Genomic DNA, 14,860 nt, shown 5'->3' on the forward strand with positions numbered 1-14,860 from the left:
GCCGCCCTCTCGGCGCCGCTGAAACCACCAAGCACGACGGAGTGCCGCAATGACCGTTATCGTTCAGCCCACCGGGATCGAGCCCGCCGACGTCCTCGCGGTAGCGCGTGAGAATGCCCCGGTCGAACTCTCCCCCGCCGCCGTCGAGGCGATGGCCACCAGCCGCGCCATCGTGGACGGCATCGAAGCCTCCGGCCGGCCCGTCTACGGCGTGTCGACCGGTTTCGGCGCGCTCGCCAACACCTCGATCGAGCCGGAGCGCCGCGCCGAGCTGCAGCACGCGCTGATCCGGTCGCACGCCGCCGGGGTCGGCGCGCCGATGCCGCGCGAGGTGGTGCGCGCGATGATGCTGCTGCGGGTCCGCTCGCTCGCGATGGGCCGCTCCGGGGTCCGGCCGGTGCTCGCGCAGGGCCTGGTCGACTTGCTCAATCACGGCATCACCCCGTGGGTGCCGGAGCACGGCTCGCTGGGGGCCTCCGGTGACCTGGCGCCGCTCGCGCACTGCGCGATCGTGTTGCTCGGCGAGGGCTGGGCGATGGGCAAGGACGGCGCCCGGATGGCCGCCTCCGAAGCGCTGCACGCGGCCGGGCTGCGCCCGCTGGAGCTGGCCGCCAAGGAGGGGCTGGCGCTGATCAACGGCACCGACGGCATGCTCGGCATGCTGCTGCTGGCCATCGCGGACGCGGCGCACCTGTTCACCATGGCGGACGTGACCGCAGCGCTGGCCACCGAGGCGATGCTCGGCTCGGAGCGGCCGTTCCTGCCGGAGCTGCACGCGATCCGGCCGCACCCGGGGCAGGCCGCCTCCGCCGCGAACATCCACCGGCTGCTGCAGGACTCCGCGATCATGGACTCGCACCGGGACGACCTCGCACACGCGGTGCAGGACGCCTATTCCATCCGGTGTGCGCCGCAGGTCGCCGGGGCGGCGCGGGACACGCTCGACTTCGTCCGGGTCACCGCCGCCCGCGAGCTGGTCTCGGTGGTCGACAACCCGGTGGTGCTGCCGGACGGCCGGGTCGAGTCGACCGGCAACTTCCACGGCGCGCCGCTCGGATTCGCCGCCGACTTCCTGGCGATCGCCGCGGCCGAGGTCGGCGCGATCGCCGAACGCCGGGTCGACCGGCTGCTCGACGTGACCCGCAGCCGGGACCTGCCGCCCTTCCTCTCCCCCGACGCCGGGGTGAACTCGGGTCTGATGATCGCCCAGTACACCGCGGCGGGCATCGTCGCCGAGAACCGTCGCCTGGCCGGCCCGGCCTCGGTCGACTCGCTGCCGACCAGCGGTATGCAGGAGGACCACGTCTCGATGGGCTGGGCCGCCACCAAGAAGCTCCGCACCGTCCTCGACAACCTCACCAGCCTCCTCGCCGTCGAGCTCCTCGCCGCCGTCCGCGGCCTGCAACTGCGCACGCCGATGACCCCTTCCCCGGCCGGCCGGGCCGCGGTCGCCGCCGTCGAGCCCTTCGCCGGGCGCCCCGGCCCGGACGTCTTCCTGGCTCCGGTCCTGGAGCAGGCCCGCGCGGTCATCGCCGGCCCCGAACTGCGAGCCACGATCGAGGACAGCACCGGCTCTCTCCTCTGATCCACCCCGGCCCGCCGTGACCGACGATCAAACCAGGCCCGCGGTGGCCGACCATCAACCCAGGCCCGCGGTGACCGACGATCCGACCCGACTCGCGGTGACCGACGATCCGACTCGGCCGCCGTGACCGCTTGCGTCGTCATGGCGTGGCCGCCCGGGGAGACTCCGCCGTCGTCTCCCGGGGCGGGTCGACGGCATATCTCCGCAGCTCGGGGGCGACCCGGAGCACGACCAGCACGGTGACGACGGTGAGCAGACCGCCGATGCCGATGGTCGGGCGCGGGCCGATGAGCGCGCCGATCGAGCCGTGCAGCAGGTTCGCCAGCTGCGGCCCGCCGACCAGGATGATCGTCAGCGCGCCCTGGATCCGGCCGCGCATCGCATCGTCCGTGCAGGTCTGCGAGATCGCGTTCCGGAACGTGCTCAGCACGAAGTTGACCGCGCCACCGGCGGCCAGCACCGCCAGCGCTGCCCACAGCGAGGTCATCAGACTGAACACGGCGACCGCCACGCCCCAGGCGACGGCCGCGCCGGCCATCATCAGGCCGTGACGCCGGGCCCGGGTGAACACCGACGAGCCGAGCCCGGCCAGCACCACACCGGCCGGATAGGCGGCGTAGAAGAGGCCGACCGACGACTCGCCGAACTCCCGCTGGGCCAGCTCCGGATAGAGCGCCGACGGCATCCCGAAGACCATCGCGGCCAGGTCGACGCTGAGCACCGCCACCAGCATCCGGCTGCCGGCCAGATAGCGGAAGCCGGCCAGCACCTGCCGGACCACGCCGTGCGAGCGCTCGGCGGACGGCGCGGCGGGCAGGGCCGGCAGACGGTGGACCGCGACGAGGACGACCAGCAGGGCGAGCGCGTCGCAGAGATAGAGGGTGGCGAGACCGGTCACCGGGATCAGCAGGCCGGCCACGGTCGGGCCGAGGATGTAGCCGAGGTAGCGGACCAGCGAGTTCAAACTGTTCGCCGCGGGCAGCAACTCGGCCGGGACGAGCCGGGGCAGCACCGCGCCCGAGGTCGTGCCGATCGCGCCGGAGGTCAGGCCCTGCCCGGCCACCAGCAGCAGGAGCACCGGCAGCGGGGCGCCGCCGAGCACGGCCTGCACCCACAGCGCGAGATAGACCACCGCGAGCCCGGACTGGCCGGCCAGCAGCACCCGCCGCCGGTCCCGGGTGTCGGCGATCGCCCCGGTGCCGAGGGCGGCGAACGCCAGGGCCACGAAGGACACCACCGCGGCCGCACCGACCGTGGCCGACGAGCCGGTCGACGCATAGAGCTGGACCGGCACCGCGACCACGCTGAACGAGCCACCCACCGCGGACACCAGCGAGGCCACCCACAGCCGGCGGAACGCCGGGACCGTGAGTGGCCTCCGATCGACCATGAACGAGACCATGCGTCGATGTTGGACTCTGCCCCAGGGGCCGAGTCAAGCCGAAGCCCGACGGAACCGAGTCGCCCCGGTCACCCGGACCGGATCAGCGCGGCAGCTCCTTGGCGATCACCTTCGCCAGCTCCCGGAAGGCCTTGCCGCGGTGGCTGATCGCGTCCTTCTCCGCCGGGCTCAGCTCGGCGTTGGTCCGCTCCTGGCCGTCACCGACGAAGATCGGGTCGTAGCCGAACCCACCCTCGCCCCGCCGCGACCGCAGCAGCCGCCCGGTCTGCCGGCCCTCGACCAGATGCTCCCGCCCGTTCGGCAGGACCAGGGCGGCAGCGCAGACGAACGACGCCCCGCGGTGCTCGTCCCCGACGTCACCGATCTGGGCCAGGAGCAGGTCCAGGTTGGCCGCGTCGTCGCCGTGACCGCCGGACCAGCGGGCGCTGAACACGCCGGGCATCCCGTTGAGCGCGTTGACGGCCAGACCGGAGTCGTCGGCGACGGTCGGCAAGCCGGTGCGCTTGGCGCCCTCCCGGGCTTTGATCAATGCGTTCTCGCCGAACGTGAGGCCGGTCTCGGGCACGTCGGGGTAACCCGGGAAGTCGCCGAGGCCGACCAGCTCGATCTGGCTCATGCCCAGCGCGGCGTCGAGAATGCGCTGCAGCTCGACGAGCTTCTTCTTGTTAGCGGTGGCGAGGAGAAGTCGCGCGCTCACGCCGCCAGGACCTTCTGCTGTGCGATCGCCAGCTCGGCGCACCCGGCCAGACCCAGATCGAGCATCGCGTCGAGCTGGGCGCGCTTGAACACGCCGTTCTCCCCCGTGCCCTGGACCTCGACGAAGTCGCCGGCACCGGTGCAGACCACGTTCATGTCGACCTCGGCGGCGACGTCCTCCTCGTAGGGGAGGTCCAGCCGCGGCTCGCCGTCGATGATCCCGACGCTGACCGCCTGGATCGAGGTGTGCAGCACCTTCTCGACCTTGCCGGCGAGCGCCTTGCGCCCGGCCAGCCAGGTGACCGCGTCGTGCAGGGCAACGTAGGCCCCGGTGATCGCCGCGGTCCGGGTGCCGCCGTCGGCCTGCAGGACGTCACAGTCCAGGACGATCGAGTTCTCCCCGAGCGCCTTGAGGTCGATGCAGGCCCGCAGGCTGCGGCCGATCAGGCGGGAGATCTCCTGCGTGCGCCCGCCGACCTTGCCCTTGACGCTCTCCCGGTCGCCACGGGTGTTCGTCGCGCGGGGCAGCATCGCATATTCCGCGGTGAGCCAGCCCAGGCCGGAGCCCTTGCGCCAGCGCGGCACCCCTTCGGTGACGCTGGCGGTGCAGAGCACTCGCGTGTTGCCGAACTCCACCAGCACCGACCCCTCGGGGTGGATGCTCCAATGCCGGGTCAGGGTCACCGGCCGCAGCTGGTCGGCCGCTCGGCCGTCGGGTCGCGCCATGACCCCAACCCTATGCGTAGCGCGGTGCGCCCGCTTCGTCCGCCCCGGGCTCGCGTGTCGGCGGCGCCATCAGACGCGGCCGCGGCACCGCCGGACGGATCAGCGACGGGCTCACCTCGGCGCCGTGCGCGTGCAGGAAACCCTCGACCGCGCGGGGCCAGCCGTACATCTCGGCTCGGGCGCGGGCCGCCGATCGGCGCTCGTCACGCGGGCGCTGGATCAGCCGGGAGACGCCGTCGGCGAACGCCTCGGCGGTGCCCGGCACCGCGATCCCGGCGTCACCGATCACCTCGGGCAGCGCGCTCTGCTCGTCCACCACGACGGGGGTGCCGCAGGCCAGCGCTTCCAGCGCGGAGAGACCGAACGTCTCCACGGGGCCCGGCGCGACGACGACGTCGGCCGAGGCGAGCAGCGCGGCGACAGCTTGGCGATCGGCGATGTGCCCGGCGAAACGTACGGGCAATCGGGCCGCCCGGTACGCCAGAGCGGTCCGCCTCGTCCCGTCCCCGGCCACCACCAGCACGGCCGGCACCTTGCCGTTGCGCAGCACGGCCACCATGTCCACGGCCAGCTCGGGCCGTTTGGCCGCGGAGAGCCGGCTCGCGAAGACGATCAGCAGTTCCTCGGGCCGGGCGTAACGGGAGCGCACCGCGATGTCCAGCCGCCGCGGGTGGAACATGTCCAGGTCGACGCCGAGCGGCACCTCCACCAGATTCGGCACACCGAGGCGGCGGAACTCGGCGGCGGCGAACGCGGTGGTGCAGACGATCGTGTCGAACACCTCGGCGGTCCGCCGGTTCAGCCGGTCGGCGAGCGCGTCGCGTTTCGGCATGCCCCAGACGCCGAGCAGGCCGGCGAGGCTCTCGTGGGAGACCATCATCGACCGGACCCCGCGCTGGCGGGCCCACGTGCCGGTCCAGCGCAGCGTGGTGCGGTCGGAGACCTCGATCCGGTCCGGCTCGAGGCTGTCCAGCAGCTTGATCAGCTCGCGGCGGCCGGCCAGCACGCGGTGGCCACCGCTGCGCGGGACGGGCGCGCTGGGCAGGGTGATCACGCGGCCCTGAGCGGTCTGCTGGTCGTCGAACTTGCGCCCGGGAATGATCAGGACGGCCTCGTGACCAGCCGCCTCGTAACCCTTACCGAGCTCGCGCAAGGTGGTCCGCAGGCCGCCGGTATGGACCGTGACGAAGTTGGCCAGGCGGACTATGCGCATCCAACAGCTCCAAGGTCACGACACGTGGTGCACCGGTGTTAGCCGATCCACCCCCGTACCGGCTCAGAGATCGTATCTGGCACCCGGGCGGACGACTTCGACCGGTCCCGCGTAAGCGGCCCCGGCCGCCTCGACGATAGCCGCCTCGCTGGCCCAGGCCGGAACGAGATGCGTCAACAGCAACCGCGCCACATCGGCCTTGGTGGCCGCCTCGCCCGCCTCACCGCCGGTGAGGTGCAGGTCGGGCGGGTTCTCCACACCGTCCATGTAGCTGGCTTCGCAGAGGAACAGGTCGGCGCCGGCGGCCAGGCGCAGCAACGCCTCGCAGGGCGCGGTGTCCGACGAGTACGCGATGACCCGCCCGTTGTGCTCGACTCGCACCCCGTATGTCTCCACGGGATGGTTGACCCGATCGACGGTGACCGTCAGCGGCCCGATCGGGAACGTGCCCGGCTGCAGGCCGTAGAACGTGTAGACGTCGTCGACCGGCTCGCCCTCGGCGCTGTAGGCGGCGGCGATGCGCTCGGCCGCCCCCAGCGGGGCGTAGACCGGCAGCGGCGCCAGCGGGCCGGCCGGGTCGTAGCGGCGGACCACGACGTAGGTGCACGCGTCCAGCATGTGATCGCAGTGCAGGTGCGTGAGGAGGATCGCGTCGACGGCGCGCATGTCCGAATACCGCTGAAGGGCGGAGAGCGACCCCGAGCCGAAGTCGATCAGCAGCCGGAATCCCTCGGCTTCCACGAGATAGGCCGAACAAGCCGACTCGGGGCCGGGGAAACTGCCGGCACAACCGAGAACGGTTAGTCGCATGCGGGTCCCTCTGACTCACACTGGGTCGGCCACTGGGTCAACCGTTTACGGGTCGTCCACGCCCCGCCCGACCGGTCCGCGCTGGACTTGTCAGACCAGTCAATCACGGAGCGAAGCGTACGCGCTGACCACTGCCTGACGTAAACAACTGATCGATTTGTCGCTAAATCGACAACGCACATCACAACCACTGTGACCTGGGTCGTCACATTTCCACCGTCACGTCCGGTAAGCCCTCTGCGTTGCTCTGGGTGAGCGCTTGTAAACGATCTGATGGAGGCGACGTGACCGCGGTCGAGCCGACCCGTATCTCCCGCAGCGCGGTACCCGAAATCATGCCCTTCGAACCCTCGTGGGACGAAGATCCTGCGGTATTTCGATTTCCTACCGAAGATGATCCGGCACCTGCTTCGGGACGGGTCCTGGCCATGGCGGGCTATTCCGCGATGCTCGGGCTGACCGGCGTCGGAGTGGGTCTCTACGCCATCGTGGCGGTACTGCGCGGGGCGCCCGGCTGGTACCTGCCGGCACTCGCGATGCTCACCATGTTCAGCGTGGGGCTGGCGGTCGGCGCGTTTCTCGCCGTCCACCAGCGCACCCTGCCGTGGATCCTGCTGGCCGCCGCCGCGCCGCCGATGTTCGGCGCGCTGCTGCTGGCCGTGAGCCACTAGCCGTTTCGCGATCCGGCCCGTTTCCTCGCGACTCGGCCTACGCCCAGAGCTGGCCTTCGAGGGCCTCTTCCGCGTCGTTGAGGGTGCCGCCGTAGGCACCCGTCGACAGATATTTCCAGCCGCCGTCGCAGACCACGAACGCCACGTCGGCGCGGCGGCCGGCCTTGACCGCCTCGTGCGCCACGGCCAGCGCGGCGTGCAGGATCGCGCCGGTGGAGAAGCCGGCGAAGATCCCCTCGACCTCGACGAGCTGGCGGGTCCGCAGCACCGCGTCCCGGGTGCCGACGGAGAACCGGCGGGTCAGGACGCTCGCGTCGTACAGCTCGGGCACGTAACCCTCGTCGATGTTGCGCAGACCGTAGACCAGCTCGCCGTACCGCGGCTCAGCGGCGATGATCTGGATGCCCTCGACCTTCTCCCGCAGGAAACGGCCGGTGCCCATCAACGTGCCGGTGGTGCCCAGGCCCGCCACGAAGTGCGTGATCGTGGGCAGGTCGTGCAGCAACTCCGGACCGGTGGTCTCGTAGTGCGCACGGGCATTGGCCGGATTCCCGTACTGGAAAAGCATCTTCCAGTCGGGATGCTCGGCGGCGATCTGCTTGGCGGTCGCGACCGCCTGGTTGGAACCACCGGCGGCGGGCGAGAAGATGATCTCCGCGCCGTACATCCGGAGGAGCTGGGTGCGCTCGGCCGAGACGTTCTCCGGCATCACGCAGACCAGCCGGTAACCCCGCAGCTTGGCCACCATGGCCAGGGCGATCCCGGTGTTCCCGCTGGTCGGCTCGAGGATCGTGTCACCCGGGCGCAGGTGCCCGGACTCCTCGGCCTCGCGCACCATGAACAGCGCGGCCCGATCCTTGATGCTGCCGGTGGGGTTGCGGTCCTCCAGCTTGGCCCAGAGACGCACCGGCGGCGCCCCTTCGGGCACCACCGGGGAGAGGCGGGGCAGGCCGATGAGCGGCGTGCCCCCGCACGCGTCCAGCAGGCTCTCAAAACGTGCCATCAGAAAAACCAGCCTTCAGTACGTCGTGAGCGCCGCGCAGGCGGCCCAGCCGCCCGCGACCGTCAGCGAACTGTCAGCGGCCCAGCAGAGCGGCGGCAGCCGCAAAGCCCAGGGCGCCACCGGCCACGGCCGGGAGAATGGTGATCGAGTCACCGTCGTTCAGCTTCGCGTCGAGCGCACCGAGGAACCGCACGTCCTCGTCGTTGACGTAGATGTTGACGAACCGGTGCAGGCCACCCTCGGGCGTGATCAGCCGGCCCTTGATGCCCTTGTGCTTCGCGTCCAGGTCGTCGATCAGTGCGGAGAGGCTGTCGCCGGCGCCCTCCACGACCTTGGAGCCGCCGGTGTAGCTGCGCAGGATGGTGGGAACGCGAACTTCGATAGCCATGATTGTCATGCTCCTAGAAAGTCGAAATGCGGGCAGGCAGTCGGGAGGTCGGGGTCTAGAGGACCCGGCGACACTCGTAGAACACCGACGCCGGGCTCTGCCCGAACATGTACGACTGCACGGCACTCACCTTCACGACTTCACCGTCGCATCCACGATGTTGACCTCTTCTTCGGTCACCACACCGTCCAGAATACGGAACGAGCGGATCTCCTCGGAATCGGGCTCACGGGTCGAGACGAGCAGATAATGCGCGTTCGGCTCACCGGCGAAGGAGATGTCGGTACGCGACGGGTACGCCTCGGTCGCGGTGTGCGAGTGGTAGATGACCACCGGCTCCTCGTCGTTGTCGTCCATCTCGCGCCAGACCCGCAGGTGCTCCATGGAGTCGAACTCGTAGAACGTCATCGACCGCGCCGCGTTGTCCATCGGGATGTGCCGCGCCGGCACGTCACTGCCGATCGGCCCGGCGACGACGCCACAGGCCTCGTCGGGGTGATCCCGGCGGGCATGGGCGACGATCGCACGCACGATCGAACTGTCGATGGTCAGCACGGCGTTCACATTACCGAAGTATTTCGCCACTCCGCGCGTGGCGAGGCACACACTCCGTGGCGTTACTTGATCTCCGGTAGCGCGTTGAGCAGCGACTCCTGCAGATATCCCAGGTAGGCGTAGACGGAGAGCTGGAACACCCGGCTGGAACCCGGATCCTCCAGGACCGCGTCGTCCAGCTCCTCGGCCAGGTCCGTGTCGGCCTGGATGTCGAGCCGGGTGCCCATCGCCAGCCGCGCGTCGTTGATCGCCCGCAGCCAGGCCTCGGCGGCCTCACCGTCCAGCCGGACCTCGCCCTCGCCCTCGTCGGGCAGCGCCGCGAGGATCGCGCCGGCCTGATCGATCTTGGCGGTCTTGAGGTCGCCCTCGGTGTAGAGCCGGAACTCGCTGGAGTCGTCCGGCCGATCCGGGTAGATGTCCGGAAAGAGCCGGCCCACCACCGGATCGGTGTGATCCATCCCGTCGGTCAGCAGGCCCACCACCTCGGCGGCCACTTTCCGCAGGACACGCACCTCATCGTGTGCGAACGTGGCCACACACTGACCGCCGCTGCGTCGGAACATGCTCTTCCCCACCCGCTTTGTCAGGCTCGGTCCACAGTTGCCCAAAGACCGTATCCGTGCAGTTGGTTGGCGTCCATCTCCATACGCTCCCGGGCGCCGCTGGACACGACCGCCTTGCCCTTGGTGTGCACATCCATCATCAGCTTCTCGGCCTTGTCCTTGTTATAGCCGAAGAGCTTCTGGAAGACCCACGTCACGTACGACATGAGATTGACCGGATCGTCCCAGACGATGGTCACCCAAGGCCGATCCTCGGCCGGGACTTCTTCGATCTCCGGCGTCTCGACGGGAGCAACCTGAGGCAACGCCATGCCCCCATGGTGCCACCGCTTCCGCCGGATCTGTGAACCGGAGCACCGAACCGCAGGTCGCGACGCGCTCCGGCGGCACGGTTTAGGGTAGGTCCCGTGAATACGACCGGCCCGGCTCTGCTGACTGATCACTACGAGCTGACCATGATCAGCGCGGCGCTCAAGGACGGCACGGCGGAGCGTCAGTGCGTCTTCGAAGTCTTCGCCCGCAGGCTGCCCACCGGCCGGCGGTACGGCGTGGTGGCCGGCACCGACCGGCTGATCGACATGATCGCCGGCTTCCGGTTCGACCCGGCCGAGATCGACTATCTGCGCTCGTCCGGCGTGGTCGATCAGACGACCGCCGACTGGCTGGCCGGCTATCGGTTCACCGGCGACATCGAGGGGTACGCGGAGGGCGAGCTGTTCTTCCCCGGCTCCCCGATCATGACGGTGAGCGGGAAGTTCGCCGAGTGCGTGGTGCTGGAGACGCTGATCCTGTCGGTGCTCAACCACGACTGCGCGATCGCCGCCGCCGCCGCGCGGATGGTCACCGCCGCCCGCGGCCGGCCGATCATCGAGATGGGTTCCCGGCGCACCCACGAGCAGGCCGCGGTCGCCGCCGCCCGCGCGTCGTACCTGGCCGGTTTCGCCTCCACGTCCAACCTGGCCGCCGGCCGGCAGTACGGGATCCCGACCACCGGCACGTCGGCGCACGCGTTCACTCTGCTGCACGACGACGAGCCGACCGCGTTCGGCTCGCAGGTGGCGGCGCTCGGCAAGAACACCACTCTTCTGGTCGACACGTACGACATCGGTCAGGGCATCCGGAACGCGATCGCGGTCGCCGGGCCCGACCTGCGTGCCGTCCGGATCGACTCCGGCGACCTGTCCGTGCTCGCCCAGCACTCCCGCGAGCTGCTCGACTCACTCGGCGCCACCGAGACGAAAATCATCGTCTCGGGCGACATGGACGAATACTCGATCGCCACTCTCGCCGCCGAACCGGTCGACATGTACGGCGCCGGCACCGCGGTGGTCACCGGCTCCGGCGCTCCCACCGCCGGCCTGGTCTACAAGCTCGTCGAGGTGGCCGGCCGCCCCGTCGTCAAGCGCTCGGAGAACAAGGCGACCGTCGGCGGCCGCAAGACCGCGGTGCGCCGCCACAAGCCGACCGGCACCGCCACCGAGGAGATCATCGTCTCCCAGGGGGTGCCCGACCATCAGGCCAACGACCGGCTGCTGCAGCGCCCCTACATCGTCGCCGGCGAGGCACAGACCCGCCCCGGCCTGCAGGAATCCCGCGATCATCTGCGACAGTGCCTGATCTCCATCCCGTGGGAGGGCCTCAAGCTCTCCGCGGGCGACCCCGCCATCCCCGTCGTCATCATTCCCACCGCTTAAGGGGGCCGCCATGTCACGCGCGCTGATCATCGTGGACGTGCAGAACGACTTCTGCGAGGGCGGCTCGCTGCCGGTCGCCGGTGGCGCCGCCGTCGCCAAGGGCATCTCACTGGTGCTCGACAAGGCCGGTGACCGCTGGGATCACGTGGTCGCCACCAAGGACTACCACGTCGATCCGGGCGCGCACTTCAGCGACCGTCCGGACTACGTCGACACCTGGCCGGCGCACTGCGTGGTCGGCTCCTCCGGCGCCGACTTCCACCCCGAGCTGATCACCGACCGGGTCGAGGCGATCTTCCACAAGGGGGCGCACCAGGCGGCGTACTCCGGCTTCGAAGGCCGCACGGAGTCGGGCGAGACCCTCGCCGGGTGGCTGCGGGGCAAGGGGGTCACCGACGTCGAGGTCGTCGGGATTGCGACAGACCATTGCGTACGGGCAACCGCGCTCGACGCCGCGGCCGAGGGCTTCGCGACGACCGTGCTGCTGGAGCTGACCGCCGGCGTGGCGAGAGCGACCACCGACGCGGCCCTGGAGCAGTTCCGCGCCGCGTCGATCGAGACCACGGGGGTGCCGGTTGTCGACCCGTCCTGAGCTCGCCGACCAGCCCTCCGCGGTGATCCGGCCGTTCGCCGACCCCGACTGGGACCAGGTGTGGCCGATCGTGCGGGACGTGGTGCGCGCCGGTGACACGTACACCTACGACACCACGATGACCGAGGCGGACGCCCGCGCCGTCTGGGTGGAACGTCCACCCGGCCTGACCGTGGTCGCGGCCTCGGCCGAGGGCATCGACGGCACCGCGAAGATGGGCCCGAACAAGGGCGGCCCCGGCGCTCACGTCGCCACCGCCAGCTTCATGGTGGCGGCCGACCGGCGTGGACGTGGCGTCGGCGCGGCGCTCTGCCGGTTCGTGATCGACTGGGCAAGGGCGCAGGGCTACGCGGGCATCCAGTTCAACGCGGTCGCCGAGTCGAACGTGGCCGCGGTGACCGTCTACCGCCGCCTCGGGTTCGAGATCATCGGGACCGTGCCGCGGGCGTTCGAACACCCGGAGCTCGGGCGGGTCGGACTGCACGTGATGTACCTGGAGTTCTGACCCCCCATGGGCTATCTGATCCTGCACGGCTGGCAGAATCGCCGCCCGCCCGAGCACTGGCAGCACTGGCTGGCCGGGCAGCTGACCGAACTCGGTCACCAGGTCGACTACCCGCAACTGCCGGACCCCGACGAGCCGGATCTCGACCGGTGGCTCGACGAGCTGGCGACCCGGGTCCGCGGCCTCGACGGGCCGCGAACCGTGATCTGTCACAGCCTCGGCTGCCTGCTCTGGCTCAACGGGGTCGCCCGCGGCGTGATCACCGAGCCGGTCGACCGGGTGCTGCTGGTCGCACCGCCGTCGATCTCCGTCACGCTGGCCCACCCGGAGATCGCCGGGTTCGCCCCGCCACCACTGCGCCCGGAAGCGGTCGCGGCCGCGGCCGGTCACACCCGGCTCGTGGTCTCCGACGACGACCCGTATGCACCGGAGGGCGCCGCCGCGGACTACGGCACGCCGCTGTCACTCGACACGGACCTGCTCTCGGGCGGCGCCCATCTCAACCACGAATCCGGGTACGGCCCCTGGCCGTCCCTGCTCGAATGGGCCCTCAGCCCCACCCCAGCCCCGCGAATCACCCGCTGACCCCTTGGGGATGATCCACACCCCATAACCACCCCCAGGCCCAGCCAGGTGCTTCCGGCGGGGCCCCACCGTCGTAATCGGTCCTGCACAACCACGGTCAGGCCCAGCCGGATGTTTTCGGCTGGGCCTGACCGTGATTGTCGGGGCTTCGTAACAGCTGTCAGGCACTCACCGGAGGTGGAGGCGGCTGCGCTGTGCGCCGCCTCCCCGGGCTGTCAGCGGACGATGTCGGCGAGCAGTTCCACCTGGCGAGGGTCGTCGCCGTAGCAGTAGAAGATCAGCTCATCGGCACCGAACTCGCGATAGGCCGCGACCGTCTCGGCGATCTGGGCCGGTGCGGACATCGGGGCACCCCAGCCGGGCCGGCCGGTGAAGGCGTAATAGTCGGCGACCGCCTGACGACCCCGCTCGACCACCCCCGGGCTGCCCACCGCGACGTTGATCTGGCAGACCAGACGGGGGCGGCCCGCCCGGCCCGCGTCAGCCCACTGCTCATTGACGGTACGGACCAGGCCGCCCGCCCAGGCGAGCGGCGCCGCACAGATGAACCCGTCCCCGAAGCGCGCCACTCGGCGCAGCGCCTCCGGGGCGAACCCCCCGATCAGGATCGGTGGACCGGCAGCCGTGACCGGCCGGGGCCCGATCGGGGCCGCCGTGGGCGACTCCGTGCGCCCCAGACCCCAGTTCTCGGAGGAAGCCGGCGCAGAACCGCAGTCAGCCTTCCCCACGACCTGCGCCTGGTAAGGCTCACCGCGCCAGATCCTTTTCAAGTCGGCCAGTTGGGTGTCGAGGACCCGGCCGCGGCGGCGGAGGGGTACCCCGGCCGCCGCGTGATCGTCCTCGCGACCGCCGATGCCGATGCCCAGGACGAAGCGGCCGGCTGACATCCGGTCCAGGGTGGCGACCTGTTTGGCCAGCAACGCGGTGGATCGCAGTGGACCGAGCAGTACCTCGGTCTGCAGCCGGATCCGGGTGGTGGCTCCGGCCAGCACGGCAAGAGCGGTCAGTGGCTCCGGGTTGTCGTAGGCCAGCCGATCCAGCAGGGCCACCGTGGCGAACCGGTGTTCCTCGGCGAGACGGGCCCACTCCGGCAGCCGGGCGGGGTCGCTGATGGGCAGCCCAAGGCCGAACTCCATGACTCTTGTCCTCCAGAAAGCAGGTAGCAACGACTGACGTCGCCACCTCCTCCCCGCTCATGGCGAGGTCCCCAAGCCCGTCTGCGACATGTATCCAAGGCCCGGAGATTCGGAGTTCACCGCCAACCTACCCGCCCGTCCCCACACCCCCGCAACCCGAATTTCGGGCCCAGCTCTGACCGTCAGACCCGGTGAGCCGCCAGCCCCAGCCGGAGCCGTCGGGCCCAGCCGAAGCGAGATCCGCCAGCCCCAGCCGGCGCCGTCGAGCCCAGCCGAAACCAGAGCCGCCAGCCCCAGCCGGCGCCGCCAGCCCCAGCCGGCGCCGTCGGGCCCAGCCGGCGCCGTCGGGCCCAGCCGGCGCCGTCGGGCCCAGCCGAAACCAGAGCCGCCGGCCTCCAGCCAGGGTCGACAGACCGGGCCGGGCCGTAGAGACCGCCGCCCCGTCAGCGACCGGCCGGAGCGGCACCGCCGGTGGAAGACGAAGCCAGGTCATCAGCCGGCTTCAACTCGGAGTCAGCCGCCGGAACCGCACCGAGCTCAGCGGCCCCGGCGGCTCCCACATGACCAGCCGGCACCGGACCAGCAGCCGACGAGGGCGAGGGCGAGGGCGAGTTGAGCTTGTCGGGCGCGGAGGGAGCGGTGTCAGAGGTCGGGTCCGCGGGTGTGGAGGGAGCGGTGTCAGGGGCCGGGTCCGCGGGTGTGGAGGGAGCGGTGTCAGGGACCGGGTCCGCGGGCG

16 protein-coding genes and 1 pseudogene are annotated in these 14,860 nt (G+C 70.8%); 6 read left to right on the forward strand and 11 right to left on the reverse strand.

The window, feature by feature from the left end:
• Positions 1-49 precede the first annotated feature (49 nt).
• A complete protein-coding gene (hutH, locus tag ACH442_RS11520) occupies positions 50-1,585 on the forward strand; it encodes a histidine ammonia-lyase (protein ID WP_396337871.1) in 1,536 nt (511 codons plus the stop codon).
• A 139-nt stretch (positions 1,586-1,724) separates the two neighbouring features.
• On the opposite strand, the gene ACH442_RS11525 is transcribed toward hutH, so the two are convergent.
• From ACH442_RS11525 to ACH442_RS11545, 5 genes are all read right to left on the reverse strand, one after another.
• Positions 1,725-2,987: an MFS transporter gene (locus ACH442_RS11525; protein WP_396337872.1), complete on the reverse strand. Its 1,263-nt coding sequence runs from the start codon at positions 2,985-2,987 to the stop codon at positions 1,725-1,727.
• 82 nt (positions 2,988-3,069) lie between these two features.
• Positions 3,070-3,684, reverse strand: coding sequence for an RdgB/HAM1 family non-canonical purine NTP pyrophosphatase (rdgB, locus tag ACH442_RS11530; protein ID WP_396337873.1), 615 nt, complete (start codon positions 3,682-3,684; stop codon positions 3,070-3,072).
• Positions 3,681-4,409, reverse strand: coding sequence for a ribonuclease PH (rph, locus tag ACH442_RS11535; protein WP_396337874.1), 729 nt, complete (start codon positions 4,407-4,409; stop codon positions 3,681-3,683). Before rph ends, rdgB begins: the two co-directional genes overlap by 4 nt.
• A gap of 10 nt (positions 4,410-4,419) precedes the next feature.
• Positions 4,420-5,622, reverse strand: coding sequence for a glycosyltransferase (locus ACH442_RS11540; RefSeq protein WP_396337875.1), 1,203 nt, complete (start codon positions 5,620-5,622; stop codon positions 4,420-4,422).
• Between the two features lie 63 nt (positions 5,623-5,685).
• A complete protein-coding gene (locus tag ACH442_RS11545) occupies positions 5,686-6,432 on the reverse strand; it encodes an MBL fold metallo-hydrolase (protein WP_396337876.1) in 747 nt (248 codons plus the stop codon).
• A 284-nt stretch (positions 6,433-6,716) separates the two neighbouring features.
• On the opposite strand from ACH442_RS11545, the gene ACH442_RS11550 reads away from it, so the two are divergent.
• Positions 6,717-7,103, forward strand: a complete 387-nt coding sequence (locus ACH442_RS11550) for a hypothetical protein (protein ID WP_396337877.1) — start codon at positions 6,717-6,719, stop codon at positions 7,101-7,103.
• Positions 7,104-7,140: 37 nt separating this feature from the next.
• Here the strand turns inward: ACH442_RS11550 and ACH442_RS11555 are convergent, their stop codons facing one another.
• The 5 genes and pseudogenes from ACH442_RS11555 to clpS all read right to left on the reverse strand — a co-directional run bounded on the left by ACH442_RS11555 (position 7,141) and on the right by clpS (position 9,923).
• Positions 7,141-8,106: a PLP-dependent cysteine synthase family protein gene (locus ACH442_RS11555; RefSeq protein ID WP_396337878.1), complete on the reverse strand. Its 966-nt coding sequence runs from the start codon at positions 8,104-8,106 to the stop codon at positions 7,141-7,143.
• Between the two features lie 73 nt (positions 8,107-8,179).
• Positions 8,180-8,494: a MoaD/ThiS family protein gene (locus tag ACH442_RS11560; RefSeq protein ID WP_396337879.1), complete on the reverse strand. Its 315-nt coding sequence runs from the start codon at positions 8,492-8,494 to the stop codon at positions 8,180-8,182.
• A 55-nt stretch (positions 8,495-8,549) separates the two neighbouring features.
• Positions 8,550-9,049, reverse strand: a pseudogene (locus ACH442_RS11565) (Mov34/MPN/PAD-1 family protein).
• A gap of 62 nt (positions 9,050-9,111) precedes the next feature.
• Positions 9,112-9,612, reverse strand: a complete 501-nt coding sequence (locus ACH442_RS11570; protein ID WP_203739907.1) for a DUF2017 domain-containing protein — start codon at positions 9,610-9,612, stop codon at positions 9,112-9,114.
• Positions 9,613-9,632: 20 nt separating this feature from the next.
• Positions 9,633-9,923: an ATP-dependent Clp protease adapter ClpS gene (clpS, locus tag ACH442_RS11575; protein WP_203739906.1), complete on the reverse strand. Its 291-nt coding sequence runs from the start codon at positions 9,921-9,923 to the stop codon at positions 9,633-9,635.
• Positions 9,924-10,019: 96 nt separating this feature from the next.
• Here clpS and ACH442_RS11580 point away from each other — a divergent pair, with 96 nt between their 5' ends.
• The 4 genes from ACH442_RS11580 to ACH442_RS11595 are packed head-to-tail and all read left to right on the forward strand — an operon-like array spanning position 10,020 to position 12,988.
• On the forward strand, positions 10,020-11,306 hold the full coding sequence (locus ACH442_RS11580; protein ID WP_396337880.1) for a nicotinate phosphoribosyltransferase: 1,287 nt from the start codon (positions 10,020-10,022) through the stop codon (positions 11,304-11,306).
• 10 nt (positions 11,307-11,316) lie between these two features.
• Positions 11,317-11,898: an isochorismatase family protein gene (locus ACH442_RS11585; protein ID WP_396337881.1), complete on the forward strand. Its 582-nt coding sequence runs from the start codon at positions 11,317-11,319 to the stop codon at positions 11,896-11,898.
• The gene (locus tag ACH442_RS11590; RefSeq protein ID WP_396337882.1) at positions 11,882-12,403 is read left to right on the forward strand and encodes a GNAT family N-acetyltransferase; all 522 of its coding nucleotides are present in this window, start codon (positions 11,882-11,884) and stop codon (positions 12,401-12,403) included. Before ACH442_RS11585 ends, ACH442_RS11590 begins: the two co-directional genes overlap by 17 nt.
• Before the next feature lie 6 nt (positions 12,404-12,409).
• Positions 12,410-12,988, forward strand: coding sequence for an RBBP9/YdeN family alpha/beta hydrolase (locus ACH442_RS11595; RefSeq protein WP_396337883.1), 579 nt, complete (start codon positions 12,410-12,412; stop codon positions 12,986-12,988).
• A 215-nt stretch (positions 12,989-13,203) separates the two neighbouring features.
• Here the strand turns inward: ACH442_RS11595 and ACH442_RS11600 are convergent, their stop codons facing one another.
• Positions 13,204-14,124, reverse strand: coding sequence for an LLM class flavin-dependent oxidoreductase (locus ACH442_RS11600; protein WP_396337884.1), 921 nt, complete (start codon positions 14,122-14,124; stop codon positions 13,204-13,206).
• Positions 14,125-14,860 lie beyond the last annotated feature (736 nt).

Source organism: Actinoplanes sp. NPDC020271 (assembly GCF_044388125.1).
Taxonomy (GTDB): Bacteria; Actinomycetota; Actinomycetes; order Mycobacteriales; family Micromonosporaceae; genus Actinoplanes.

What these genes read in the sequence shown, in the direction of transcription:
- hutH (WP_396337871.1), top strand. Translation starts at nt 50, where the DNA reads ATGACCGTTATCGTTCAGCCCACCGGGATCGAGCCCGCCGACGTCCTC.
- ACH442_RS11525 (WP_396337872.1), bottom strand. Translation starts at nt 2,987, where the DNA reads ATGGTCTCGTTCATGGTCGATCGGAGGCCACTCACGGTCCCGGCGTTC.
- rph (WP_396337874.1), bottom strand. Translation starts at nt 4,409, where the DNA reads ATGGCGCGACCCGACGGCCGAGCGGCCGACCAGCTGCGGCCGGTGACC.
- ACH442_RS11540 (WP_396337875.1), bottom strand. Translation starts at nt 5,622, where the DNA reads ATGCGCATAGTCCGCCTGGCCAACTTCGTCACGGTCCATACCGGCGGC.
- ACH442_RS11545 (WP_396337876.1), bottom strand. Translation starts at nt 6,432, where the DNA reads ATGCGACTAACCGTTCTCGGTTGTGCCGGCAGTTTCCCCGGCCCCGAG.
- ACH442_RS11555 (WP_396337878.1), bottom strand. Translation starts at nt 8,106, where the DNA reads ATGGCACGTTTTGAGAGCCTGCTGGACGCGTGCGGGGGCACGCCGCTC.
- ACH442_RS11560 (WP_396337879.1), bottom strand. Translation starts at nt 8,494, where the DNA reads ATGGCTATCGAAGTTCGCGTTCCCACCATCCTGCGCAGCTACACCGGC.
- ACH442_RS11570 (WP_203739907.1), bottom strand. Translation starts at nt 9,612, where the DNA reads ATGTTCCGACGCAGCGGCGGTCAGTGTGTGGCCACGTTCGCACACGAT.
- clpS (WP_203739906.1), bottom strand. Translation starts at nt 9,923, where the DNA reads ATGGCGTTGCCTCAGGTTGCTCCCGTCGAGACGCCGGAGATCGAAGAA.
- ACH442_RS11585 (WP_396337881.1), top strand. Translation starts at nt 11,317, where the DNA reads ATGTCACGCGCGCTGATCATCGTGGACGTGCAGAACGACTTCTGCGAG.
- ACH442_RS11595 (WP_396337883.1), top strand. Translation starts at nt 12,410, where the DNA reads ATGGGCTATCTGATCCTGCACGGCTGGCAGAATCGCCGCCCGCCCGAG.
- ACH442_RS11600 (WP_396337884.1), bottom strand. Translation starts at nt 14,124, where the DNA reads ATGGAGTTCGGCCTTGGGCTGCCCATCAGCGACCCCGCCCGGCTGCCG.